Here is a 23,872-nt window from a genome sequence, read left to right on the forward strand (position 1 = left end):
GGCTCTTGCAACGCGAGGAACGCCCCCTCGGAGCCGTTGATCTCGCGATGTGTGGAATTGCCGGACAACTGCGCCACGACGGGCGGCCCGTCGATCCTGGTCTCGTCGACCGGATGTCGGCCGCCCAGGAGCACCGCGGGCCCGACCAGCGCGGATCGCACTTCGACGGACCCGTCGGTCTGGGGATCCAGCGCCTGGCGGTCGTCGACACCGTGCACGGCGACCAGCCGGTGGCCAACGAGGACGGCTCGGTCGTCGTCGTCCTCAACGGGGAGATCTACGACTACCAGTCGCTGCGCCGGCGGCTGCGGCAGGCCGGCCACCGGTTCTCGACCGGCGGCGACACCGAGACGATCGTGCACCTCTACGAGGACTACGGCGTCGACTGCGTCAAGCACCTGCACGGCATGTTCGCCTTCGCGCTGTGGGACGCGCGCCGGCGACTCCTGCTCCTCGCGCGCGACCGCGTCGGCAAGAAGCCGCTGTTCTACGCCCCCGGGGACGGGGCGCTCACGTTCGCCTCCGAGCTCGGCGCGCTGATGCAGGACCACGAGCTGCCGCGGCGCCTCGACCCCGTGGCGATCGACCGGTACCTGGCGTTCGGCTACGTGCCCGCGCCGCTCAGCGCGTTCGCCGGAGTGCGCAAGCTCGAGCCCGGCCGGCGCCTGATCGCGCAGGATGGGCGGCTGTTCCTGGATCGCTACTGGCAGCTCGACTTCGGCTCCCCGCTGGACGTCGGCGACGAGCACGAGCTCGAGGAGCGCATCCGCGAGGAGCTGCGCGCCGCGACGCGACGCCGGATGGTGGCCGACGTCCCGATCGGCGCCTTCCTCTCCGGCGGGATCGACTCGTCGGCCGTCGTGGCCGCCATGGCCGAATGCAGCAGCGCGCCCGTGCGGACGTTCTCGATCGGGTTCGACCACGAGCCCTTCGACGAGCTGCCCCAGGCGCGCCGCATCGCCCAGCTGTTCGGCACCGACCATGAGGAGTTCGTCGTCCGCCCGGACGCGATCGCCATCGTCCCCCGCATCGTCCGCCACTACGGCGAGCCGTTCGCGGACTCCTCCGCGATCCCCACCTTCCTGCTCTCGGAGCTGACGAGCCGCCACGTGACGGTGGCGCTCACCGGCGACGGGGGCGACGAGTGCTTCGCCGGCTACACGCGCTTCGTGGCCAACACGCTCGCGGCGCGGCTCGACGGGCTGCCGGCCGGCGTCCGCCGTGCGGCCGCACTGCTGGCGCGTCGCCTGCCCGCCGGCGAGTCGGCGCCCGCCGCCGTCGCGCGGGCGCGCCGCCTGGGCGTCACGCTCGGCCTCGACCCGGCACAGCGCTACGCCGCGTACGTCCTGCGGTGCGACGCCGCTCAGCGCCGGGCCCTGTACGACCCGGCGTTCCTGGGTGAGCTCGGGTCGGCCGCCCCCGCCGAATCGGTCATCACCCGCGTCTGGGACCAGGCCTCCGGTGATGACGTCCTGGCTCGCATGCTGGAGGTCGACGGCGCGACGCACCTCCCCGACGACCTGATCGCCAAGGTGGACATCGCCACCATGGCTCACGGGCTAGAGGCGCGTTCGCCATTCCTGGACGCCGACCTCATGCAGCTTGCGGCCTCGATCCCGTCGGACCTGAAGATCCGGGGCCGCGAGAAGAAGTGGATCTTGCGCCGGGCCCTGCGCGGCTGGATCCCGGACGAGATCCTCGACCGCCCCAAGCAGGGCTTCTCCGTGCCGATGGGCGACTGGCTGGCCGGAGAGCTGCATGCCGATGTGCGCGAGGTCCTGCTCGACCCCGTGACCCTCGGCCGCGGGATCTTCGACGAGAAGGGGATCCGGGCGATGCTCGGCCGCGTGGTCGCCGGCGATCAGCGGGCCGGCTTCCGCGTCTGGAGCCTGTACATGCTCGAGACCTGGCAACGCGAGTTCCTCGATCGCGCGGCGCCGGCGCCCGTGCCCGCCGCGGCGGTGTCGTCGGCGTGACCGACCGAGTCCTCGTCATCTCGCCGGTGCACAACGAGGCGGCGCACATCGAGCGCGTCGTCCGGGCGATGGCGGCGCAGGAGCATCCGCCGGAGCGCTGGATCGTCGTGGACGACGCCTCGACGGACGACACCCCGCGCATCCTGCGCGAGCTCGCGCCCGAGGTCCCGTTCATGGACGTCGTCAGCCGCGAGCCGTCGCCCGACCTGGACGCCGCGCCTGACCGGCTGGCCCTCGCGGCCGCCCCGCGCGCGTTCAACGCCGGGTTGCGCGTGGCCGGAACGGCCGGGTTCACGCACGTCATGAAGCTGGACGGCGACATCGAGCTCCCGCCCTCGTACCTGCGCGAGCTCCTCGCGGCGTTCGCCCGCGAGCCCCGGCTGGGACTCGCCGGCGGCGTCCTCGTCGAGCCGATCGGCGATCGGCTCGTGCCGATCCGGATCGCCCCCGACCACGTCCACGGCGCGGTCAAGTGCTACTCGGCCGCCTGCCTGGAGGCCATCGGCGGCATTCCGGAGTGCCTCGGCTGGGACACGCTCGACGAGGCCTACGCCCGGATGCGCGGCTTCGACCCGCGGCACCTGCCGCAGCTCGTGGCCACCCATCACCGGCCGATCGGCAGCGCCGACGGAACCCTGCGCGGCCACGCCCGTCATGGCGCGTGCGCGTACCTCGCCCACTACCCCGCCTACTGGGTCGTGGCGCGCTCCGCCCGCGTCGCCCGCCGCCGGCCGCGGGCCATCTCGGGCGCCGCGTTCATCGCCGGATACGCAGCGGCGGTGCTCCGGCGCCAGCCGCGGATCGACGACCCCGAGCTGCGGCGCTTCGTGCGGCGCCAGCTCCGCCTGCGGGTCCGGCGCGAGGCCGGCGCGGCGGTCATGGCCGTACTGGTCGGCCGGCGTCCGCGTCGCGCGTAGCGCCGGCGAGACGCGGGTCAACCCGCAAGGCGCGGGTCAACCCGAGGCGCGGGTCAACCCGAGGCGCGGGTCAACCCGAGGCGCGGGTCAACCCGAGGCGCGGGTCAACCCCGCAAGGCGCGGATCAACCCCGCAAGGCGCGGATCAACCCCGCAAGGCGCGGATCAACCCCGCAAGGCGCGGATCAACCCGTAAGGCGCGGATCAGCCGGCGACGGCGTCCGTCGCGCGTCGCGCCCGCGAGGTGCGGGTCAGCCGGCGACCGCGTCGCGCGTCGCGCTGGCGAGGTGCGGCAGGGCGACCGGCGCGCCATGGCGGGCGACGGACGTCTCGGCCGCCTCGAGGACGCCGACGACCTCGAGGCCGAGCTCGGCGTGTGACTGCGGCTGGGCGCCCGTCACGATGGCGTGGGCGAAGTCCGCCAGCTCGAGGCTGAGCGGCTCGGCGGGCTCCACGCGGGGAATGACCACCTCGCCGGTGCGATACGTGAGCTGGTACTCGCCGAAGTTGGCCGGCGGCGGCCCGAAGTCCATCCCGCGGTCGTAGATGCGCACGGGCTCGTCGGATGCGGTGTCGTCGTAGACGACCATGCGCCGGCTGCCGACCACGACCATCTGGCGCACCTTGCGCGGAGCCAGCCACGACACCTGGATGTTGGCGGTGGCGCCCTCCGCGAAGCCGACGGTCATGAACGCCGTCTCCGCGACGTCGCTGCGGTAGACGCTGCAGCCCGACGCCGACACCCGGACCGGACACTGGTCCAGCCAGCTGAACAGGATCGACAGGTCGTGCGGCGCCAGATCGCAGAGAACCCCGTCGTTCTGGTACTTGCCGAGGTTCATGCGCGAGGACGTGACGAAGTAGACGTCGCCCACGACGCCGTCGCGGATCAGCTCTCCCACGAGACGAACCGCGGGGCTGTAGATGAACGTGTGACCGGGCATGAGGACGCGACCCGCGTTCCGCGCGGCCGTGATCAGGTCGCGCGCCTCGGCCGTCGTCCTGGCCATCGGCTTCTCGACGAGCACGTGCTTGCCCGCCAGCAGCGCGCGGCGGACGAGCGCATGATGCGTGCGCGGGGCCGTCGCGACGAGGACGGCGTCGATCGAGGGATCGTCCAGTACGCGGTCGAACTCGGTGACCGTGGCGAGCCCCGGATGGCGGCGCTCGCAGGCGTGCCGGCGGACCGGGTCGGTGTCGCACATCACGCGCATCTCGAGCTCCGGGCGCTCGATGACGTTGCGGACGAGGTTCGGCCCCCAGTAGCCGTAGCCGACCACCGCGGTGCCGATCGGGGGTGTGTCCGCGAGCGGCGACGCTACCGTGGTCTGCGAGCCTGCGGCGACGAGCAGCACCGGTCAGCGACCCCGCCCGGATGAGACGAAGCCGCAAGGCACGGCGGCGGCGCCGAAGCGGCCGCCGTCGCGTGCGTCACGGCGGGTCGTGACGCCATCGACCGGGCGGCCGGCACCCGACCGCGGGCGGCGGCGGCGATCGCGCACACCGCTCCGCTGATCTTCGGCGCCGTGCGCCACCAGGTCGATCCTTGCGTCCATCATCGGATCAACGTCACCGGAGGCGCAGGGCTTGCGCGGACCGTCGCCGACGTGCTTCTGGCGCCGCCGCGCTGCCGGCCGCTAGGCGGCGACGAGCGACGTCCGCACGACGCGGTCGGCGATCGCGACGACGTCGGCCCGGCGATGGACTCCGAGCTTGCGCATGACGTTCTTGAGATGCCGGTACACCGTCTCCCGGGTCAGGAAGAGGTCGTCGGCCACCTCGCTCGGCGACGCGCCCGCCCGGAACAGATCGACGATCTCCCATTCCCGGTCGGTCAGCGGGCTGTCCACGGGACGCAGGCCGCGGGCCGCGGTCTGCACGGTCCGCATCCGCTCGATCAGGCTCGCGGTCAGCGTGCGGGGGATGACGACCTCGCCCCGGGCGACCACGTGCAGCGCGCGGATCATGCTGTCGACGCCCTGCGCCTTGGAGACGACGGCTGCCGCGCCGGCCCGCAGGAGGTCGAGCAGCACGTCGTCGTCCGTCACCGCCGTGAACACCACGACGATGGTCCCGGGAGCATGCTCCGCGATCTGACGGATGGCGACGGCCGCATCCTGTCCCGGCATGCGCGCCTCGATCACCGCGAAATCGGGGCGCTGCACGCAGACCATCTCGACCGCCTTGGCGCCGTCGCCCGTCTCGGCGCCGACCATGAAGTCGTGGGTCGCGATCAGCGCGCGCCGGATGACCTGACGCGAGATCGGATCCGGGTCCGCCAGCACCGTCCGGCGGGCATCACGCGCCGACCGGCGGATGGGAGATGACGGGGCTCTACGTTCGATCGTCTGCATGGCTGGCATGGTCCGAGGACTCCCGGTATCGGCATCGCTCGGTCGTAACTTGACACCCGTTCGTCAAGATGACTATAAGTATCAACACACGGCGGGTAAAGGGCCTGCATCCACGCGGCGGGGAAAGCAGTTCCGCGGGATGCATCGGCCTTCACAGGATGTTCTCAACCTCTCCGCCAGATGCCGGAATACCCGAAATTCGGCGGGTTCCTCCATGTATGAAAACACTCATGTTTCCAATTTTCCTCCGCGCCCCGGCGACCCGGTGCGCCTCATCGTCGCCGACCGTGAGCCCGTCCGGCTCCGGACGGCCCGACAGGTGATCGAAGGCGCCCGGTTCCGCGTGGTGGCGGAGGCGGGTGACGGAGTCGAGGCGGTCGAGCTCGCCCGCTACTGCCGCCCGCAGATCCTGCTGCTGCTGAGCCCCGACCTCGGCCGGCGCGACGCGGTCAGCGTCGTGGGCGAGCTGGCCCGGACCGCGCCCGGCGTCCGGACCGTCGTGCTCTCCGCGCAACCGGACCCTGAGCTCGAGGAGCGAGTTCTCCTGGCGGGCGCCAGCGGATACATGACCCAGCCGGTCTTCGACGAGACGCTGCTGCGGGCGCTCGAGGGCGTCGCGTGCGGCGAGGTCATCAGCTCGCGCCAGGTCATCGATCGGATGGTCCACCGCCTGCAGGCCCTTCCCCGGGCGGGTCAGGGCATACGCCCGGTCCGCAGCCGGCTGAGCGACCGCGAGTGGCAGGTGCTCGACCTGCTGAGCGCCGGATGCGCCCCCGCGGAGGCGGCCGACCAACTGGGGCTCTCGCCCGACACGATCGACAGCCATCTCCGGAGCGCGGAGCGCAAGCTCGGCGTGCGCGGGCGCGAGGCCGCCATCGCAGCGGCGGGCGACCTCATCGACGCGGTACTGGCGTCCTGAGCTCCAGCGGCGGCCACGCCGTACGCCACCGCCGGGAGGTCCGCGCGACCCGCCGCGCGACGAGGTCATCGACCGTCGCCAGATACCCGCGCCGCTGCTCGTCCCAGCGCAGGGTGCGCATCCGCTCCGCGGCGCGCGCAGCGCGTGCCGCGGCCGCCTGCGGGTCCGCGCACAGCTCCGCGAGCGCGTCGGCGAGCGACGCCGGTGAGCCGGGATCCGCGTAGCGCAGCTCCTCGCCGGTGAAGTACCGCTCGATCCCGGCCAGCCGCGAGCTCGCGACCGGAAGGCCCATGTGCACGTACTCGAGGAGCTTGACCGGCAGCAGGAGGTTCGTGAACGCGTCGCTGAGCGTGGGCACCACGCCGATGTGCGCGGCCTCGAGCTGCGCCGGGATGTCGGTGAAGGCAACCGGCCTCGGCGCGACCGACACGCGGCCGGGCGCGACGCCGGCCGCAAGCGACGCGAGCGCATCCCGTTCGTCGCCGGACCCGAGGACGCTCAACCGCAGGCGCGGCACCCGCTCGCCCAGCGCGCCGACGGCCCGGATGAGCACCTCCACGCCGAACCGCTCGGGCAGGCCGCCGTGATAGATCGCGCGGACCTCCCCCGCGTCCGGAACGGACACCGGCGGCCGCGGCGGCCCGAAGACGCGCTCGTCGGGCGAGTTCATCACCACGACGGTCCGGTTCACGCCGACCCCCCGGGCCGCGAGCACGGCCTTCGCCTCCTCCGTCACCGTGATGACGGCATCGGCGGCCGCGGCCGAAAGACGCTCCTCGAGCCGCAGCAGGCCGCCTCCGCGCACGCCGAAGCGCGTCTCGAACAGCTCGGGCAGCGTGTCGTGCACGTTGAGGATGAGCGGCACGCCGGCGAGCCTCGGCACGAGCGCCGCGGCCACGAGCGCGTCCGGCATGTTGTGCGCCTCGACGAGATCCAGGCGGCGGCGCGCGTGCAGCGTGGCGACGCATCGCATGGCCGCGGCCGTGAACCCGGCGTAGCCGTGCAGAAGGGCCCGCGCCGAGCCTCGCCGCCGGTCCGGCGCGAGCGCGTGGATCTCGACGCTCCCGTGCCCGCGGATGGTCCGGCCCGACGCGCCGACGCCGACGGCGTGGACCTCGTCGCCACGCTCGGCCAGGGCCCCCGCCAGCCGCTGGATGCGCGAGTCGGTGCGGTAGTCGGAGTAGTGGACCATGCAGACGCGCAGCGGGCGCCGCGTCCCTGGAGCGCCGACCGGCGTCATGCCACGCCGCGGCGCGCGACCACGACCCAGAGCGTCTTGAACAGGATCACGCAGTCGCCGCGCAGCGTGGTCGTCAGCGCATACTCGACGTCGAAGCTCACCATCTCCTCGTACGTGCGCTCGTTGCGGCCGCTGACCTGCCACAGGCCGGTCATCCCGGGGCGCACCCGGAAGCGGTCGAAGTACCACTCGGGGTACCGCTCGACCTCGTAGGCGATCACCGGGCGGGGGCCGACGAGCGACATGTCGCCGCGCAGGACGTTCCAGAGCTGGGGCAGCTCGTCGAGGCTCCAGCGGCGGAGCGAGCGGCCGATCCCGGTGACCCGGTCGTCGCCCGCAAGCTTGTACAGACCCTGGCGCGGACCGTCGGGCGTCCCCGCGATGAGGCCGCTCACGTACTCACGATGAGCCGCCGCGTCGCTGTCGGTCCACATCGTGCGGAACTTCAGGACCGTGAACGGCCTCATGCCGCGCCCGATGCGCTGCTGGCGGAAGAGCGCCGGCCCCGGCGAGCTCAGACGGACGGCGATCGCGATGACCGCCATCACGGGCGAGAGGAAGAGGAGCACGATGGCCGCTCCCGTGACGTCTCGCGCCCGCCGGGCGGCCGCCGACCACCACGGCTCGCCGATCCGGTCCGGCATGGCGTCCCAGTTGGGGACGGGCGTCGGAGGGGCGCCGGCGGTGAGCGACGTCCCGGCGTGGGTGACAGGTGCTTCGGCGGCCATGCCGACTCAACGTCAGACGGCGACCCGCGCTTGCGCGCTCACGTGCTCGTCCACTGCATCGGCGACCCGATCGATCTCCTGCGCCGTCATGCCGGGGAACAGGGGCAGCGTGCAGATGCGCCGGGCAAGGCCTTCGGCGACCGGCAGGCTGCCTTCCGGCAGGCCGGCAGAGGCGTACGCGGGAGTGAGGTGGATCGGCGTCGGATAGTGCACCCCGGTCGCGATGCCACGGTCGTGCAGATGCGTGCGGAGCGCGTCGCGGTCGTCGCAGCGGACCACCAGGAGGTGGAACACGTGGTCACCGGGCGGCGCCGGGCTCGCGGGCAGGTCGACCCCGAGTGCGGCCAGCCGCCCTCGCAGCGTCCCGGCGACGAGCCGGCGGTCCTGTGTCCGGGCGTCGAGGTCCCCCAGCTTCGCGCCCAGCACTGCCGCCTGCAGCCCATCCAGGCGCGCCGTCCCGCCCACCACGCGGTGGTGGTAGCGGGGACGCTCCCCGTGGGAGCGAAGCAGCCGTATCCGGTCGGCGAGGTCCTCGTCGTCGGTCACGACGGCGCCCGCGTCCCCCCAGGCCCCCAGGTTCTTGGCCGGATAGAAGCTGAAGCAGCCCGCGTGCCCGAGCGTTCCCACCCGCCGGCCGCGGTACCGCGCGCCGTGGGCCTGGCAGGCGTCCTCGATCACCCACAGGCCGGCGTCGCGGGCCACGGCGAGGATCGGGTCGAGATCGACGGTGGCCCCGAAGAGGTGCACCGGGATGACCGCGCGCGTGCGCGGCCCCAGCGCCTCGCGCACGTGCTCCGCCGTCATGAGATGCGTCTGCGGATCGACGTCGACGAAGCGCGGCGTGGCGTTGACGTGGCTGACGGCCTCAGCGGTCGCGATGAAGGAGTTCGCCGGAACGATCACCTCGTCGCCGCGGCCGACGCCGAGCGCGCGGAGGGCGAGCATCAGCGCGTCGGTGCCGGACGAGACGCCGACCGCAGTCGACGCCTCGCAGTACGCGGCGAAGTCACGCTCGAACGCCTCGACGAACGGGCCGTGCGTGAAGGCCCCTGACCGGGCCACCTGCTCGACGACGGCCAACAGTCGCGCGAGCAGCTCCGGATCGGCCGCGTCCATCCGGGCCAGAGGGACCTGCTGGACGGAACTCACGCCGAGGCCGTGGACGGACCGGCGTTCATGCGCAGCAGCTCCTCGCGCAACGCGCGACGGCCACGGTGGTGCAGTCCGTGCACCGAGCTCTCGGTGCGCCCCATACGCCCGGCGATCTCGCCGGGCGTGAGCCCCACCACGTGGCGCATGAACACCACGTCGCGCTGCTGGGAAGGCAGGCTCCCCAGCGCGGCCGAGACGGTCAGCGTGAGCTCTCCGCCGTCGGTGGGCGCCCGCTCGTCGGTGCCCCGCACCTCCTCCACCGGCACGACGCGCCGGCTGCGGATGTGGTCGATCGCGGTGTTGTGTGCGAGGCGCAGCAGCCAGCCGAAGAACGGCACCGACCGCTGCTCGTACCGCTCGAGGACGGTCATCAGCTTCATGAAGACGATCTGGGTGACGTCGTCGGCATCGTGGTCGTCGCCCACGATGCTGCGCACGTAGCTGTGGATGTTGCGCGAGTAGCGCACGTAGAGGAACTGCAGGGCCTCACGATCGCCGTCCTTGGCGCGCGAGACCGCGAGGGCGACGACACGAGCCATCTCCGGCGATTCCTCCGGCGCCGTCCGTGACGAAGTGCGCGGCCTCTGGGCACGCATGTGCAGCTCGGGGACCAATTTCCCTCCTAGGTCCGGGCATGGGCAGCGGCCCGGCCACCAGCACGTCCGTGGCGGTGGGCCTCTCTGATTCCGGTCCGAGCGGTGCCTTCACCGCCCGACCGCGATGCGAGTCTCGCCATCGGCCGGGGGGTGACTCAGGGGGAAGATCTTGATGCTGATGGGGAGATTCGTCCCCCCATGGGGGGACGAACTCCGTCAGTCGCGCCGCCGGCGGTCGGCGGACGCCGACATCGCCTCGACGGCCGCGATCGCCTCCGCGCGGGAGTGCGCGTCGAGCTTGCGCAGGATGCTCTTGACGTGGCTGTAGACCGTCGCCTCGGAGAGCACGAGCTTGTCCGCCATGGCGCGGGTCGTGTGGCCGGCGGCCATGAGGTCGAAGATCTCCCACTCGCGCGCCGTGAGCGTGCTGCGGACGGGCCGCATCCCGCTGGCGCGCCGCCGGGCCAGCCGGAGGAACTCGACGATCCGCATCGTGTCGACGCGCGTGATCGCCACCTCGTCGCGGAGGACTGCGTGGACGGATGCGACAAGGGACTCCGTGCCCGATTCCTTGTGGACGAACCCGCACGCGCCCGCGCGCAGGGTGTCGAGCATCACCTCGGTGCCCGTGATGCGGGAGAAGGGCAGCACGCGGGGCGGCGACGGCAGCGCGCCGAGCGCGGCGATGAGGCCGCGGCCGTGGTCGTCGGCCACGTCCACCTCGACGACCACCAGGTCGGGGGTCACGGCGGCGCAGACCTTGAGCGCGGCCTCCGGCGAGGCGGCGTCGCCGACGACCTCGAGCAGGTCGCCCGCGGTGAGCGCGTCGCGCGTGGCCGACCGCGCGAGCGGATCGCCGTCGACGACGACGACCGTCCTGATCCGCGCGGCGTCGGAACTGCTCGACGCGGCGACGTGTCCGTTGGCGTTATGCGGTTCGTTCAGCGGCATGGCCCTACCACGTGCCTCGCTGAAGCACTGGTTCCCTTGATTAGTCTGTTCGCCCTGACTTGAGGGCCGTCCCTGCCCTACATCAACGCTTCTCGGAAGCGGAACCGCTCGCGGGCGAGCATGATCGCCTCCTCACGGCTGTGGGCGCCGAGCTTGGCCATGACGTGCTTGACGTGGCTCTTGACCGTCGCGGGCGCCACCTGCATGGACTGCGCGACCGCGGCGGGGGTGGCACCGGCGCACAAGGCGTCGAGCACCTCCCATTCGCGGCCGGTCAGCGTGCTGTGGATGGGCCGTACGCCGGACCCCACCTCCGGGATGTCGCGCAGCTGCTCCACGAGCCGCCGGGTCACCGTGCGGGAGGTCGCCGCCTCGCCGCGGGCGATCCCGAGCAGTGCCTGGATGACGCCGTCGAACGGCGTGTCCTTCGACAGCACCCCGCACGCTCCCGCGTGCATGACCTCGAGGTGGACCGAGCTCCGGCGCTCCGTCGAGAGGAACAGGACGCGGATCTCGGGCGAGCGGGCGTGAATGCGCCGCATCGCCTCGACGCCGTCGATCTTCTCGAGGTGCAACTCGGAGAGCACGATGTCGGGGCGGTAGTAGACCGCCAGCTCGACGGCCTCTATGCCGTCGCGCGCCTGCCCGACGACGACCACGTCCTGCACCTCGTGCAGCCTGTCGCTCAGCCACCGCCGCGTGACCGGATCGCCGTCCGCGAGCAGGACGCGGATGCTCCGCCCGGCCCGGCCGGCCTGCAGGTCGCCGGTGCTCGGCTCCGCGTTGTCGGTCGTCGGATCGGGCTGCCTCGGGATGAGCTCAGGATCCATCCATGTCCCCTCCTCGTGGTACTGACAGGTCGCCAGTATCGGGAGATCGTCGAGAACAGATTGGGCAGAAACCTCCCCCTGGCGCATCGAACGTCCTCAGTTCGCAGGGACAACTGATGAACACCGAACGCGTCGGGGCCACGCCGGCTTCCGGCCGGCGGTGCGATGCGCCGCGGTCGCGTCGATGCATGCGCCATACCCCGCTTTCCGGATCTTCGCTCGCCGCGATCAGGAGCGAGACAGCGGCATCACGGCTCCCCAGGGCCCTCCGAAGGGCAACTTGGCGCGTTGACGCTAAACTCGCACTTAGCGGAAGTCGTCACCCAGGCCGCGCAGCTGCTCGAGCAGCATCGCCTGCGTCGAACGCGGCACCGCCGCCTCACCGGCCGCGACGCCGTAGACCGTCCGCGACAACGCTCGGGCGGAGACGTCGCGTCGGAGCACACCGGCGGCGCCCGCCAGCAGGGCGTCGTGCATGGCCGCGTCGTCGACGTGGTCGCTGAGGAGGATGATCGCGCTCTGCGGGACCGCGTCGGCGAACTGCGAGGCGATCCGCTCCGCGTCGCGTCCCGCGCCATCGATGTCGATGACCACGACGTCCGGCTCGAGCGCCTCGGCCACGCTCGTCGCACATGAGTCGTCGACCGTCGTCTCCGCGCCGAGGCCGGCGAGGGCGTGCTCCAGCGCGTCACTGGCCTTCGCCTCCATGCGAAGGATCAGGACGCGGCACGGCTTGGCGCTCACCGTGGGCACCGAGAGGGTCGGAATCGAGATCGGAGGGGGATGGTCGTAGGGGTGGGTCGGGGCGGCGCCGGGCGGGGGCGCGTGTACGCCGCCGGACAGAGGTGAAGCGTCATTGTGCTGTATCGAGCGGCGGTTGCGTGGGGAGAAATCCGCCGAAGTACCGGATTCGCACCCCCCGAATGGGGGGTTTGGCGGGCCGCAGTGACGTCTTGCGGACGGGGAGAGGGGCTCAGGTGCCCTGGGCGGCCAGCGCCTGGCGGATGCTCTTGGGGAGCATGAACCGCACGTCCTCGGAGACGACCTCGAACTCCGAGACGTCGTCGACGCCGCGATCGCGGAAGAAGCCGACGAGCTGCTGCACGAGCTCCTCCGGGGCGCTGGCGCCCGAGGAGATCCCGACCGTCTCCTTGCCGTCGAGCCACGCCTCCTGCACCTGCGTCTGGTTGTCGATCAGGTGGGCCTCGGCGCCGTAGTCGCGTGCGACCTCCACGAGGCGCTGCGAGTTCGAGGAGTTCCGGGAGCCGATGACGAGCACGAGATCGCATTCGCCGGCCATCTGCTTGACGGCCGCCTGGCGATTCGTCGTGGCGTAGCAGATGTCGTCGGTGCGCGGCCCGGTGATGTGCGGGAACTTCTCGCGCAGGCGGACGATGATCGAGTGGGTCTCGTCGACCGACAGCGTCGTCTGCGAGATGTAGGCGACCCGCTCGGGATCGGCGATCTCGAGCGCGTCGACGTCCTCCTCGCTCTCGACGAGGACGATGTGGTCCGGCGCCTCGCCCATCGTGCCCTCGACCTCCTCGTGGCCGCTGTGGCCGATGAGGACGATCGTGTAGCCCTCGCCGGCGAACTTGACCGCCTCGCGATGGACCTTCGTGACGAGGGGGCACGTCGCGTCGATAGTCCGCAGCTCGCGGGCCGCGGCGTTCGCGTGGACCGCAGGCGAGACGCCGTGGGCCGAGAAGACGACCGTCGAGCCCTCGGGAACCTCGGTCTCCTGCTCGACGAAGACCGCCCCGCGCTCGCGCAGCTTCTCGACGACGTGCTTGTTGTGCACGATCTCCTTGCGCACGTAGACGGGGGCGCCGTAGAGCTCGAGCGCGCGCTCGACCGTCTGCACGGCGCGGTCGACGCCGGCGCAGTAGCCGCGCGGCGAGGCGAGGAGGAGTCGCTTGACCATCGCTACCTCAGTGTACGAACGAGCTCGAGCACCGTCTCACCGGAGGCGTCGAGCGAGCGGACGTCGAGCTTGTCCATCGTGTCGCAGGGCTTCTGCCAGCAGGGGTAGTCGAAGTCGATGAGGTCGATCGCCGGGATGCCGCGGCGGGCGAACGGCGTGTGGTCGTCGGTGATCTCGCCGCGGCTCTCGTCCGGGAAGACGCGGGCGACGCCGACCCGCCGCGCCGCGGCGCGCAGCCGCTCCCAGAGCTGGGGATCCGAGCCCTGCTCGCGCTCGATGCGCAGGTCCTTCTGGGCGATGAAGTCCAGCACGATCACCTGGCCGGCGCGCGAGGTCCGCGCCGCGGCCTTCGAGCCGCGCAGGCCCTGCTCGTAGAAGTCGCCCTTCGGCGGGTGGTCCGGCGCCTCCTCCCCGTCGGTGAGCAGGAAGTGCACGGGCCGGCGCGACTGCGGCGGCCAGCGCCGCAGCGATCTCGCCAGCTCGATCACCGCGCCCACCCCGGCGGCGCTGTTGTTCGCGCCGACGTATCCGGGGACGGGCGTCGTGTCGTAGTGGGCGACGAGGAGGATCGGGCGTCCCCGGCCCGGAAGGGAGCCCTCGATGTTGCGCAGGGGTGGGTGGGACGAGTTCGTGGGTCCGAGTTCGACGAAGCGGCCGGCCGGCAGCGCCGCGCGCAGGAGCTCGCCGGCCTGGCGCTGGGCGTCCGAGCCCGCCGGTCGCGGGCCAAGCGCGACCTGACGGCGCGCCCAGTCCATCGCCCGGTCCGCGTCGAAGCGGTCCACGCGCGGCTCGGGCACCGCGGGTGCGACCGCCGCCGGCTTGCCGGTGTCGCCGCCGCCCTCGTCGCGAAACAGCGAGAAGTCGTTCGCCGCCTGCCAGATCAGCAGCCCGCCGAGGACGACCTGGATGCCGAGCGCCCAGAACAGCAGCTTCGGCGTCATGGGACTCGAGGAGCTCGCCATCCGGTGGTTGAGGCTAGTCCGCAGAGGGCAACCGTCCGCCATGAAGGTCGTCGTCACCGGCGCCACCGGCAACGTGGGAACCGCCGTCGTGCGCGCCCTCGGATCGGACGAGCGCATCGAGGAGATCGTGGGCGTCGCGCGCCGCCGCCCGCCGGACCTGCAGCTGCCGCGCACCGTCTGGCGCCAGGCCGACGTCGCGCAGGACGACCTCGCGCCGCATCTCGCCGGCGCCGACGCCGTCATCCACCTCGCCTGGCTGATCCAGCCGTCGCGCGACGAGCGCGCGACGCACCGCGTGAACGTCGAGGGCTCGGCCCGGGTGTTCGAGGCCGCCGCCCGAGCCGGCGTCGGCACGATCGTCTACGCGTCGTCGGTCGGCGCGTACTCGGAGGGGCCGAAGGACCGCGCGGTCGACGAGTCGTGGCCGACCGAGGGCATCGAGTCGTCGTTCTACTCGCGCCACAAGGCGGCGGTCGAGCGGATCCTGGACTCGTTCGAGGCGGCGCACCCCGGTGTGCGGGTCGTCCGCCTGCGGCCCGGGCTCATCTTCCAGCGCGAGGCGGCCTCGGAGATCCGGCGGCTGTTCGCCGGTCCGCTGCTGCCCAGCGCCCTGCTGCGCCGCAGGCTCATCCCGGTCGTGCCGAGCCATCCCCGGCTGCGCTTCCAGGCCGTGCACACGCACGACGTCGCCCAGGCGTACCGGCTCGCCGTGCTCGGCGACCACGCGCGCGGCGCCTACAACGTCGCCGCCGATCCGGTCCTCGACGGCGAGCGCCTCGCGACGCTCCTCGGCGCGCGCGCGGTGCGTGTGCCCGCCGCGGTGCTGCGCGCCGGCGCGGACCTGACGTGGCGAGCGCGGCTGCAGCCGACACCGGCGGGCTGGGTCGACATGGGGCTCGGCGTGCCGATCATGGACGCCTCCCGCGCCCGCTCCGAGCTGGGCTGGAACCCGGCCCGCACGGGCGAGGAGGCCTTCATGGACCTGTTCGAGGGCATGCGCGACGGCGCCGGGTTCGCCACGCCGCCGCTGGACCCCGGCACGGGCGGCCCCGCCCGCGGCGGCGAGGTTCTCACCGGCGTGGGCGCGCGCAACCCGTAGCGTGCCGCCGCCCACCGCCCCACCCCGCGGCGAGCGCCCCGGACCGCCGTCGCTGGGCACGGCGCCGAGGCTGTAGGTTGCGGGCGAGGAGATGGGACAGCAGCACGGAGACCGGCTCAGCGCGACCGACGCCTCCTTCCTGGCCCAGGAGGGACCGACCTCGCACATGCACATCGGCGGCCTCTCGGTCCTCGAGGGCCCGCCGCCGGACTTCCGCGAGCTCTGCGACCTGTTGCGCGGCCGCCTGCACCTCGTCCCGCGCTACCGCCAGAAGCTCGCCACCCCGCCGCTCGGCACGGGCCGGCCGCTGTGGGTCGACGACCCGAGCTTCAACCTCGAGTACCACGTGCGCCAGACCGCGCTGCCCTCCCCCGGCTCGGAGGAGCAGCTGCTGAACCTGACGTCGCGGGTGTTCTCCCAGGCGCTCGACCGGTCCAAGCCGCTGTGGGAGATGTGGATCGTCGAGGGGCTCGCGGACGGGCGCTGGGCGATCCTCTCCAAGACGCACCATTGCCTGATCGACGGCATCAGCGGCGTCGACCTGGCGACCGTGCTCTTCGACCTCGACCCCGTCCCGCGCGACGTGGGGGGCGCCGGCACGGCCTGGACGCCCCGCCCCGAGCCCACGGGCGCCGAGCTCCTCGCGCGCGGCCTGACGGGCTTCGTGCGTACGGGCCTTCGGCTCGCGGACGGCGCGCTGAGCGCGATCTCCCACCCCGAGCGCTCGGTGTCCGGCGGGCTCGAGGCCCTCGAGGGCGTCGGCGAGATCGCCTGGGCGGTCGCCAACCCGGCCCCGGCCACGCCGCTGAACGTGGAGATCGGCCCGCACCGTCGCTTCGTCGGGGTCCGCAACCGGCTCGAGGACTTCAAGGAGGTCAAGGCCGCGTTCGGCACGACGGTCAATGACGTGGTGCTCGCCGTGGTCGCGGGGGCCCTGCGCGACTGGCTGCACTCCCGCGGCGTGCGGACCGAGGGGCTCGAGCTGCGCGCGCTCGTCCCGGTGTCGATCCGCACCGCCGACGACCAGGGCCAGCTCGGCAACCGCCTCGCGGCCATGCGCGGCCCGCTGCCGGTCTACATCGCCGATCCGGTCGCCCGGCTCATGGCGGTCAAGCAGGCGATGACCGGCATCAAGGAGTCCAAGCAGGCGGTCGGGGCCGAGGTGCTCACGAGCGTGCAGGACTTCGCGCCGCCGACGATCCTCGCCCAGGCCTCGCGGCTGAACTTCTCCACGCGGCTGTTCAACATGATCGTCACGAACGTGCCGGGGCCGCAGCTCCCGCTCTACGTGTACGGCCGCGAGGTGCTCGACGTCTTCCCGATCGCGTTCCTGCCCAGGCGCCACGGGCTAGCGGTCGCGATCATCTCCTACAACGGCGCGGTGAACTTCGGCCTGCTCGGCGACCTCGACGCGCTTCCGGACATCGACGTCCTCGCCGGCGGCCTGCAGGATCAGCTCGCCGAGCTCAGCCGGCTCGCGGACGAGCGGCGCGCGGCCGGCGCCGAGACCGAGGGCGCCCCGGCCTGACTCAGACCGTCGCGACGCGCGTGCGCGCGTCCGGGCTCTGCGGGGCCGGCTCGAGGTTGCCGGCGCGATCGACCGCCTGCGTGTAGAACGCGTAGCGACCACGACTGGGGACGCGGACGCGCAGTCGGCGCGAGGTGGTCGTGGTCACCAGGTGCGCCGCGCCCCCGTTGCGCGAGCGGTACACGCGCACGCTGCGCACGCCGGCGACCCGCACACCGGGCGCCGCGGTGTCGGTCGCGGTCACGCGCAGCACCAGGCTGCGCCCGCTGGTGGTGGACGGGGCGAGGACGCTGGACGTCGGCGGCCGCCGGTCGAGCCGCAGCGCCCCCTGCACCGCCGCACCGGCATCGACGATGCCCCATCCCAGCCCGTCGGTCCATCCCCCGCCGCCGGGCCGCCGGGCCGTGCGCTTGAGCACCTGCATGACGTCGGCGGGACCGAGGTCCGGGTTGGCGTCGCGGACCAGCGCGGCCGCCCCCGCGACGATCGGCGTGGCCATCGAGGTGCCGGCCAGGAAGGCGTAGCGGGCGTCCCCCGCGAGCGTCGTGCGGCAGTTGCACGGCTTACCCGACGCGCCGAGCTCGATCTCGTTCGGCCCGGCCGTGAAGGCGCCGAGCACGCCATCCGCGCCCGGGCGGCTGAACGCGCCGTACGCGGCGATCGAGATCTGCGAGCCGTCGCCGGCGAAGCTCGCCGCCTCGTCGGTGAAGTCCGCAGCCGTCACGGACAGCCCCTTGCCGGCGGCGATGTCCGGGCCGGTGCCGGTCGGCTGGAGGATGTTCGCCGGGAAGCCCTGCTCGGTGGTGCGCTTGTCGGCGGCCGCGGCGACCAGGACGGCCCCGCGGTCGTAGGCGTAGCTCACGGCGTCGATCATGGCCTGCGGCGCGCGCGAGCGGTCGTCGGTGCCGAAGCTCATCGAGATCACCGAAGCCCCCCGGTCGGTCGCGTCGACGATCGCGCGCACGACGCTCGAGTTCGTCAGGTCGGACTTCTCGACGAGCAGCCCGCAGTCGAAGCCGGCGCCGGCGAGGCCGATGCCGTTGCCCGGCTGCGCGCACGCCAGCGAGGCGACGTGGGTGCCGTGGCCCGCCTCGTCCTCGGTCGCCGGGCCGTGCCCCGGATCCGAGTCGAAGTCGACCGCGGCGCGGATCTTGCCGGCCAGGTCGGGATGCGAGATCTCGACGCCCTGGTCGATGACCGCCACCGTGACGCTGTCGCCGTCGGCGCGGTCCCAGGCGGCGGGGAAGTTCTCGCGCACCGCCCACCAGGCGAGCGTCTGACCCGCCGCGGCCGGGTCGGGCGTCGAGAACACCGGGTCGTCCGGGACCAGGCGCGGTGTGGCCCGATGCTCGGCGTCGACCGCGCGCACCGCCGGGTCGCGCCGCAGGCGGGCCGCGAGGGCGCGCAGCGTCTGCCCGGCGCGCGGGCGCACCGTGACCATCCCGACCTGCGTCACGATCCGGCCGGCGGGGACGGCGCCGGCGCGGGCGGCGACGGCGCTCGCGGCGGTGGCGGCCGTCGCGTGGCCGCTCGGCGTGGCGCGCAGCGAGACGAGCAGCCGGCCGGTCGTGGCGGCACCGGCGGAGGCGGGCAGGCCCAGAGCCACCGCGAGGCAGACCAGGACGAGTCGCCGCATCGCGCCCCAGGATAGTGACAGTGCGTGTACCGTTTCGCACATGCCTGTCGACGACGCAGACCTCATCGGGCCGCGTGACACGGCGTACCGGCTCGACCTCACGCCGGCTCAGCTGAAGGTGACCTGGACAGCGCTGAAGACGTTCTTCGACGGTCTCGGCCACGACGAGCACGACGTCCGCGCCGTGATCGGCGAGGTGCTCGAGAAGCTGCCGAGCGAGCACGACATCCGCGCGATCGATCTCGATCTCGAGCGGCGCCGCGCCCGGTAGCCGGGCCGCAGCGCAGCCGCACCCGGCGTCACCGGAATCCGGCTCGACGAGCCCCGCATCACCGGTCCTGCGCCGCGAGTAGAGTCGCGACTCTCACGACACCGACCGCAGTGAGCTGATCCATGCCCGACAACGCCGTGGCCCGCGCGCGCCTGACCGCGCCGGCCGCCAGTCGACTCGCCCAGGCGCTGTCGCACCCGCTCCGCGCCCAGTTGCTCGCCCTGCTCAACGAGCGCCCGGCGAGCCCGAACGAGCTCGCCCGCCAGGTCGACGAGCGCCTCGAGAACGTCGCCTACCACGTCCGGGTCCTGCGCGACCTCGGCTGCATCGAGCTCGTGGACACCGCCCAGCGGCGCGGCGCGATCGAGCACTACTACCGGGCGATCGAGCGCTCCTACCTCTCCGACGACGAGTGGGCCGGCATGCCTGCGGAGGTGCGCCAGAGCCTCGCCGGGCAGTGGTTCGAGGCGACCGCGGTCGACATCATGACCGCGCTCTCGGCCGGCACCTTCACCACGCGCGACGACCCCCACTGGTCGTTCACGCGCGTGCAGCTCGACGAGGAGGCATGGACCGCGCTCCACGACAAGCTCCAGGAGGTGCTGGACCTCGCCTTCGAGCTCGAGGCCCAGAGCGTGAGCCGCAGCGTCGAGAGCGGCAGGCCGCTCACGCCGTCGCGGCTGGCGATGGCGCACTACGAAGGAGGGCGCCGTGGCGGTTCGTGACCGGATCGATCCCGACGCGCGAGCCGCGCTCGACGCGTTCCTCGACCTCGTCGGCCCGGGCGGGCTCAACGGCATCGCCGACATCCCGGCGCGGCGGGAGAAGTTCACCGAGGTGCTCACGGGCCTCGCGGCGACGCTGCCGCCGGTCGAGGGGGTGGAGAGCGCGGACCGATGGATTGCGGGCCCACCTACCCCCGCCGGCGCGCCCGACGTCCCCGTGCGGATCTACCGGCCCTCGGAGGGCGACGGGGCGCGGCCGGGCCTGCTCTTCATCCACGGCGGCGGGATGGTCGTGGGCAACCTCGAGACCGAGGATCTCGTGGCACGGATCCTCACGAAGGACCTGGGTTGCGTGACGGTCTCGGTCGACTACCGCCTGGCCCCTGAGCACCCGGACCCCGCGCCGGTCGAGGACTGCTACGCGGCGCTCGCGTGGATGGCGGGTGCGGCCGGCGAGCTCGGCATCGATCCGGAGCGCCTGGCCGTGTACGGCGGCAGCGCCGGCGGCGGGCTGGCGGCGGGCACGGCGCTGATGGCGCGCGACCGCGGCGGTCCCGCGCTCGCGTTCCAGATGCTCATCTATCCGATGATCGACGACCGCGACCGGACGCCGTCGGTCCACGAGTTCACCGACATCGGCATCTGGGACCGCGACGCCAACCTCGAGGGCTGGCGCTGCCTGCTCGGAGACCGCGTCGGCGGCGACGACGTCTCGATCTACGCCGCCCCGGCGCGCGCCACCGACCTCGCCGGCCTGCCGCCGGCGTACATCGACGTCGGCGAGCTCGACCTCTTCCGCGACGAGGACATCGACTACGCGGCGCGGCTGCTGCGCGCCGGCGTGCCGACCGAGCTGCACGTGTTTCCCGGCGCGTACCACGCGGCCGAGCTGCAGGCGGTCGGCTCCGCGCTCGCCAACCGCGTGCTCGGCTGGCGCCTCGACGCCCTGCGGCGCGCGCTCGGGGTGCCGGCGCCCGCGGCGGTCGCCTAGGCAACAGCGCGGCTGCTCGGCCTCCTCCTGGGGTTCGGCGAACGGGTTGCGAGCGAGCAGACGCGCATCTGGGACGTCAATCCCAGACTATGCGCTTGCCTTTGCGCGGCGGATGAGCTCGAGGACCTCGTTGGGTCCGAGCGGGTTGGTCGTGATCTCGACCTTGCCGAAGGCGCTGATGGCGTCGGCGATCGCGTTGAGGACGGCGGTGCCGGCGGCGATGTTGCCGGACTCACCCATCCCCTTGATTCCGCCCTCGGTGACCGTCGATGGCGTCTGGATGTGCCCCACCTCGATCGGCGGGACTTCGCACGTCGTGGGGTACAGGTAGTCCATCAGGCTGCTGGACAGGAACTGCCCCGTTTCGTCGTAGGCGAGGCTCTCGTACATTGCGCCGCCGATGCCCTGGGCGATGGCGCCCTGCATCTGGCCCTCGACGACCATCGGGTTGAGCATCGTGCCGCAGTCCTCGCAGCAAGCGATGTGCTGCAGGTCGACCTTGCCGGTCTGTGCGTCGATCTCGACGGTCGCGAGGATCGTGCCGTTGGAGTATGTCTCCGGAGGGTCGTAGGAACGCGTGGCGGCAAGCATCGGCTCTGCGTCAGGCGGCCGCGCCGACCCCCCGTAGTACGCGAGGAAGCCCAGCTGCTGCATGGTCATCTGCTTGTCCGGAACGCCCTTGACGGTGGCGACGCCGTCGGCGAGGTCGATGTCGTCGGGGCTGACTTCCATCGCGTGGGCGGCCAGCCGGATGATCTTCTCGCGCACCTCCTTGCCCGCACGCATGATCGCGCCGCCCGCGACGACGGCTACGCGGCTGGCGAACGTGCCGGACCCGTAGACGGCCCGCTCCGTGTCGTTCTCGATGACGCGCACGCTCTCGAACGGCGCGCCGAGCGTATCGGCCGCGACCTGCGCCAGCGTCGTGTAGTGCGCCTGCCCGTGGTTGTGACAGCCGGTGGTGACGGTGATCGAGCCGTCGGGCTCGACGGTCAGGCTCGCGGCGTCGAAGAACTCGGAGTTGAAGCCGTTGGCCTTCGCCATCTCGGTGCCCCACGCGGTCGGCTCCACCCAGGGACTCCAGCCGATGCCGAGGTAGCGGCCCTCCTTGCGCAGCTCTACCTGCCTCGCACGCAGCGCCTCGTAGTCGACCATCTCCTTGACCTTGCGGATCGCGCCTGCGTAGCTGCCGCCGTCGTACTTCATCCCCGTTACGGACACGAAGGGCTTGTCGGGGATCAGGTTGCGCAGGCGCAGCTCTATCGGGTCCTGGCCCAGTTCACGAGCGATGTCATCGATGAGCGTCTCACGCGCCGCGTGGCCGGCGGTCCACCCGACACCGCGGTAGGCGCCGGACGGGCAACGGTTCGTCATCGGCGCATCGACGACGTAGCCCACCGCCCGTATGTCGTAGAGGCTGGGCAGCAGGGTCGCCGCGGGCAGCGGGTCGAGCAGCGGCGTCCAAGGATGCGACGGGTGTGCGCCACCGACTCCGATGTAGTGGCCCCGGAAGGCGAGGAAGCGACCGTCGGCGTCCATCGCGATCTCGAGCTCGATGATGACGTCCTTGGAGTGCAATGACGCAGCGAGGTGCTCGTAGCGGTCCTCCGTCCACTTCACCGGCGCGCCGACCACCTTCGCGGCGGCCGGGATCAGGTGGTCCTCGTCGAACGCATGCGCCTTCAGCCCGAACCCACCGCCGACGTGGTCGGCGATCACGCGCATCTTGTTGCCCGCGATCCCGAGTGGGGCGCCGAGAAAGGTGCGCAGCATGTGCGGGTTCTGATTGGAGCTCCACAGTGTCAGATCCCCTGACACCTGGTCCCAGTCAGCGATCACGCCGCGATTCTCCAACGGCGCCGCCGAGCAGCGCCCGTGGTGGAACCGCTTCCTGAACACTCGATCGGCGTTCGCGAACAGATCGTCGACCTCGCCGCGCTGAAACTCGATGTGGGCGAAGTTGTTCGTCGTCATGTCCTCGCGCACGAGCGGGGCGTCGGGCTCCAAGGCGCGCTCAGCGTCCAGCAGCGGCTCGCGTGGCTCCCAGTCGACGTCGAGGGCGTCGACGCCGTCCTCGGCCAAGTAGCGGGAGGTGCCTACGACGATCGCGATCGGCTGCCCGACGTAGCGCGCAACCCTCGAGTCCAGCGCCGGCCGCGTGACGGGCACCACCTCCGGGCGCGCCAGTGCCGTGGTTATCGGACCGACGACGCCGTCCAGATCCGACTGTGTGATGACAGCCCTGACCCCCGGGATACCCATCGCACGCTCGGTACCGATGTTGCGTACGCGCGCGTGCGGATGCGGACTGCGCAGAAACGCCGCGTGCAGCATCCCGGGCAGCTGGACATCGTCGGTGTACTTCGCGCGACCCATGAGGTACACCGGGTCCTCGGTGCGCAGCACGTTCATGCCGATGTACTTGCGGCGCTCGAGGATGTCCGTCGCCTCGGCATCCGGCTGCACGTTCGTGCCTTGGTTCAGCACCTCGCTGTCAGCCACCGCACTGCCTCCTCGTTGACCTCGAGACCCGGCTCGCATGGCCACCGGCTTCGCAGATCCGCCTACCGGCAAGCCTACGGCCGACTGCATCCGAAGACAACCTGCGCGCTCTGCTCTGCGCTACGCCTTCCGCGGCTCCTGCGCTGCCGACTTCGCCTGCTCCGCCGCGGGTCCCGCCAGGGCGACGACCGTGCATCGACGCCGCCTTGGCGGCAACCGCGTGCTGGAGGCGCCGGAGCGGTGTCGCGATCGGTTCCTAGAAGCCGAGGGCGAACTTCGCGTCTTCCGACATCCGGTCCGGGCTCCACGGCGGCGTGAACGTCATCGTGGACTCGACCGCGTCGACATCGGGCAGCTCGCCGACGAACTCCTCGATCTGCTCGGTGACCTGCGGGCCGATCGGGCAGCCGGGGGTCGTTAGCGTGAACGTGACGTGGACGTCGCCGCCCTGGATCTCGACCCCGTAGATCAGCCCAAGCTCGACGAAGTCGAGCCCGAGCTCCGGATCGATGACGTTGGCCAGCGCCTCTTCGACCTCTTCGACAGTGGGCATGCCGTCAGTCTAGAGGGCT

Annotated in this window: 22 protein-coding genes; 8 read left to right on the forward strand and 14 right to left on the reverse strand. The window is 72.3% G+C overall.

All coding sequences use genetic code 11. The annotated features are described in order from the left end of the window. Window positions 1–47 precede the first annotated feature (47 nt). Together asnB and DSM104329_RS20995 are read left to right on the forward strand one after the other, a co-directional pair. Window positions 48–1,976, forward strand: coding sequence for an asparagine synthase (glutamine-hydrolyzing) (gene asnB / locus DSM104329_RS20990; protein ID WP_259311804.1), 1,929 nt, complete (start codon window positions 48–50; stop codon window positions 1,974–1,976). Further along, a complete protein-coding gene (locus tag DSM104329_RS20995) occupies window positions 1,973–2,893 on the forward strand; it encodes a glycosyltransferase (RefSeq protein ID WP_259311805.1) in 921 nt (306 codons plus the stop codon). Before asnB ends, DSM104329_RS20995 begins: the two co-directional genes overlap by 4 nt. A 250-nt stretch (window positions 2,894–3,143) precedes the next feature. Here DSM104329_RS20995 and DSM104329_RS21000 read toward each other — a convergent pair whose 3' ends face one another. Continuing rightward, window positions 3,144–4,247, reverse strand: coding sequence for a Gfo/Idh/MocA family protein (locus tag DSM104329_RS21000; protein ID WP_259311806.1), 1,104 nt, complete (start codon window positions 4,245–4,247; stop codon window positions 3,144–3,146). Between the two features lie 282 nt (window positions 4,248–4,529). Then, window positions 4,530–5,177 carry a response regulator gene (locus DSM104329_RS21005; protein ID WP_259311807.1) on the reverse strand — a complete coding sequence of 216 codons (648 nt, stop codon included), beginning with the start codon at window positions 5,175–5,177 and terminating at the stop codon, window positions 4,530–4,532. Window positions 5,178–5,460: 283 nt separating this feature from the next. On the opposite strand from DSM104329_RS21005, the gene DSM104329_RS21010 reads away from it, so the two are divergent. Further along, the gene (locus tag DSM104329_RS21010) at window positions 5,461–6,165 is read left to right on the forward strand and encodes a response regulator transcription factor (protein ID WP_259311808.1); all 705 of its coding nucleotides are present in this window, start codon (window positions 5,461–5,463) and stop codon (window positions 6,163–6,165) included. Here DSM104329_RS21010 and DSM104329_RS21015 read toward each other — a convergent pair. The 9 genes from DSM104329_RS21015 to DSM104329_RS21055 all read right to left on the reverse strand — a co-directional run bounded on the left by DSM104329_RS21015 (window position 6,140) and on the right by DSM104329_RS21055 (window position 14,527). Further along, on the reverse strand, window positions 6,140–7,405 hold the full coding sequence (locus DSM104329_RS21015; protein ID WP_259311809.1) for a glycosyltransferase family 4 protein: 1,266 nt from the start codon (window positions 7,403–7,405) through the stop codon (window positions 6,140–6,142). The genes DSM104329_RS21010 and DSM104329_RS21015 overlap by 26 nt on opposite strands. Beyond that, window positions 7,402–8,133, reverse strand: a complete 732-nt coding sequence (locus DSM104329_RS21020; protein ID WP_259311810.1) for a sugar transferase — start codon at window positions 8,131–8,133, stop codon at window positions 7,402–7,404. Before DSM104329_RS21020 ends, DSM104329_RS21015 begins: the two co-directional genes overlap by 4 nt. Window positions 8,134–8,145: 12 nt before the next feature. Further along, window positions 8,146–9,282: a DegT/DnrJ/EryC1/StrS family aminotransferase gene (locus DSM104329_RS21025; RefSeq protein WP_259311811.1), complete on the reverse strand. Its 1,137-nt coding sequence runs from the start codon at window positions 9,280–9,282 to the stop codon at window positions 8,146–8,148. Further along, window positions 9,279–9,824: an RNA polymerase sigma factor gene (locus DSM104329_RS21030; protein WP_259311812.1), complete on the reverse strand. Its 546-nt coding sequence runs from the start codon at window positions 9,822–9,824 to the stop codon at window positions 9,279–9,281. The genes DSM104329_RS21025 and DSM104329_RS21030 overlap by 4 nt, the downstream gene beginning before the upstream one ends. A 273-nt stretch (window positions 9,825–10,097) precedes the next feature. Further along, on the reverse strand, window positions 10,098–10,832 hold the full coding sequence (locus DSM104329_RS21035; protein WP_259311813.1) for a LuxR C-terminal-related transcriptional regulator: 735 nt from the start codon (window positions 10,830–10,832) through the stop codon (window positions 10,098–10,100). Window positions 10,833–10,909: 77 nt separating this feature from the next. Next, on the reverse strand, window positions 10,910–11,662 hold the full coding sequence (locus DSM104329_RS21040; protein ID WP_259311814.1) for a response regulator: 753 nt from the start codon (window positions 11,660–11,662) through the stop codon (window positions 10,910–10,912). Window positions 11,663–11,968: 306 nt separating this feature from the next. After that, window positions 11,969–12,406 (reverse strand): DNA-binding transcriptional response regulator, encoded by a 438-nt coding sequence (locus DSM104329_RS21045; protein WP_259311815.1) that lies wholly within the window; start codon window positions 12,404–12,406, stop codon window positions 11,969–11,971. Between the two features lie 229 nt (window positions 12,407–12,635). After that, window positions 12,636–13,586, reverse strand: a complete 951-nt coding sequence (locus tag DSM104329_RS21050; protein ID WP_259311816.1) for a 4-hydroxy-3-methylbut-2-enyl diphosphate reductase — start codon at window positions 13,584–13,586, stop codon at window positions 12,636–12,638. Between the two features lie 2 nt (window positions 13,587–13,588). Next, window positions 13,589–14,527 carry a M28 family metallopeptidase gene (locus DSM104329_RS21055; RefSeq protein ID WP_259311817.1) on the reverse strand — a complete coding sequence of 313 codons (939 nt, stop codon included), beginning with the start codon at window positions 14,525–14,527 and terminating at the stop codon, window positions 13,589–13,591. A gap of 61 nt (window positions 14,528–14,588) precedes the next feature. Between DSM104329_RS21055 and DSM104329_RS21060 the strand changes: the two genes are divergently transcribed. Beyond that, window positions 14,589–15,647, forward strand: coding sequence for an NAD-dependent epimerase/dehydratase family protein (locus DSM104329_RS21060; protein WP_259311818.1), 1,059 nt, complete (start codon window positions 14,589–14,591; stop codon window positions 15,645–15,647). A 91-nt stretch (window positions 15,648–15,738) separates the two neighbouring features. After that, window positions 15,739–17,175, forward strand: a complete 1,437-nt coding sequence (locus tag DSM104329_RS21065) for a WS/DGAT/MGAT family O-acyltransferase (protein WP_259311819.1) — start codon at window positions 15,739–15,741, stop codon at window positions 17,173–17,175. A gap of 1 nt (window position 17,176) precedes the next feature. Here DSM104329_RS21065 and DSM104329_RS21070 read toward each other — a convergent pair whose 3' ends face one another. Further along, the gene (locus tag DSM104329_RS21070) at window positions 17,177–18,811 is read right to left on the reverse strand and encodes a S8 family peptidase (protein WP_259311820.1); all 1,635 of its coding nucleotides are present in this window, start codon (window positions 18,809–18,811) and stop codon (window positions 17,177–17,179) included. A gap of 40 nt (window positions 18,812–18,851) precedes the next feature. Here DSM104329_RS21070 and DSM104329_RS21075 point away from each other — a divergent pair, with 40 nt between their 5' ends. The 3 genes from DSM104329_RS21075 (at window position 18,852) to DSM104329_RS21085 (ending at window position 20,798) form a co-directional block, all read left to right on the forward strand. Further along, complete coding sequence (locus DSM104329_RS21075; protein WP_259311821.1) at window positions 18,852–19,082, forward strand: hypothetical protein; 231 nt, start codon at window positions 18,852–18,854, stop codon at window positions 19,080–19,082. Window positions 19,083–19,204: 122 nt separating this feature from the next. Then, complete coding sequence (locus tag DSM104329_RS21080) at window positions 19,205–19,807, forward strand: winged helix-turn-helix domain-containing protein (protein ID WP_259311822.1); 603 nt, start codon at window positions 19,205–19,207, stop codon at window positions 19,805–19,807. Further along, window positions 19,794–20,798, forward strand: a complete 1,005-nt coding sequence (locus DSM104329_RS21085; RefSeq protein ID WP_259311823.1) for an alpha/beta hydrolase — start codon at window positions 19,794–19,796, stop codon at window positions 20,796–20,798. Before DSM104329_RS21080 ends, DSM104329_RS21085 begins: the two co-directional genes overlap by 14 nt. A gap of 87 nt (window positions 20,799–20,885) precedes the next feature. Here the strand turns inward: DSM104329_RS21085 and DSM104329_RS21090 are convergent, their stop codons facing one another. Next, window positions 20,886–23,300, reverse strand: a complete 2,415-nt coding sequence (locus DSM104329_RS21090; RefSeq protein WP_259311824.1) for a xanthine dehydrogenase family protein molybdopterin-binding subunit — start codon at window positions 23,298–23,300, stop codon at window positions 20,886–20,888. A gap of 256 nt (window positions 23,301–23,556) precedes the next feature. Next, complete coding sequence (locus DSM104329_RS21095) at window positions 23,557–23,853, reverse strand: metal-sulfur cluster assembly factor (protein WP_259311825.1); 297 nt, start codon at window positions 23,851–23,853, stop codon at window positions 23,557–23,559. Between the last annotated feature and the right edge of the window lie 19 nt (window positions 23,854–23,872).

The sequence above is a fragment of the Capillimicrobium parvum genome, assembly GCF_021172045.1.
Classification (GTDB): Bacteria; Actinomycetota; Thermoleophilia; order Solirubrobacterales; family Solirubrobacteraceae; genus Capillimicrobium; species Capillimicrobium parvum.

Coding starts and splice junctions, on each gene's coding strand:
- asnB (WP_259311804.1), top strand. CDS start 48: ATGTGTGGAATTGCCGGACAACTGCGCCACGACGGGCGGCCCGTCGAT.
- DSM104329_RS21010 (WP_259311808.1), top strand. CDS start 5,461: ATGTATGAAAACACTCATGTTTCCAATTTTCCTCCGCGCCCCGGCGAC.
- DSM104329_RS21015 (WP_259311809.1), bottom strand. CDS start 7,405: ATGACGCCGGTCGGCGCTCCAGGGACGCGGCGCCCGCTGCGCGTCTGC.
- DSM104329_RS21020 (WP_259311810.1), bottom strand. CDS start 8,133: ATGGCCGCCGAAGCACCTGTCACCCACGCCGGGACGTCGCTCACCGCC.
- DSM104329_RS21030 (WP_259311812.1), bottom strand. CDS start 9,824: ATGGCTCGTGTCGTCGCCCTCGCGGTCTCGCGCGCCAAGGACGGCGAT.
- DSM104329_RS21035 (WP_259311813.1), bottom strand. CDS start 10,832: ATGCCGCTGAACGAACCGCATAACGCCAACGGACACGTCGCCGCGTCG.
- DSM104329_RS21040 (WP_259311814.1), bottom strand. CDS start 11,662: ATGGATCCTGAGCTCATCCCGAGGCAGCCCGATCCGACGACCGACAAC.
- DSM104329_RS21050 (WP_259311816.1), bottom strand. CDS start 13,586: ATGGTCAAGCGACTCCTCCTCGCCTCGCCGCGCGGCTACTGCGCCGGC.
- DSM104329_RS21055 (WP_259311817.1), bottom strand. CDS start 14,527: ATGACGCCGAAGCTGCTGTTCTGGGCGCTCGGCATCCAGGTCGTCCTC.
- DSM104329_RS21060 (WP_259311818.1), top strand. CDS start 14,589: ATGAAGGTCGTCGTCACCGGCGCCACCGGCAACGTGGGAACCGCCGTC.
- DSM104329_RS21065 (WP_259311819.1), top strand. CDS start 15,739: ATGGGACAGCAGCACGGAGACCGGCTCAGCGCGACCGACGCCTCCTTC.
- DSM104329_RS21070 (WP_259311820.1), bottom strand. CDS start 18,811: ATGCGGCGACTCGTCCTGGTCTGCCTCGCGGTGGCTCTGGGCCTGCCC.
- DSM104329_RS21075 (WP_259311821.1), top strand. CDS start 18,852: ATGCCTGTCGACGACGCAGACCTCATCGGGCCGCGTGACACGGCGTAC.
- DSM104329_RS21080 (WP_259311822.1), top strand. CDS start 19,205: ATGCCCGACAACGCCGTGGCCCGCGCGCGCCTGACCGCGCCGGCCGCC.
- DSM104329_RS21095 (WP_259311825.1), bottom strand. CDS start 23,853: ATGCCCACTGTCGAAGAGGTCGAAGAGGCGCTGGCCAACGTCATCGAT.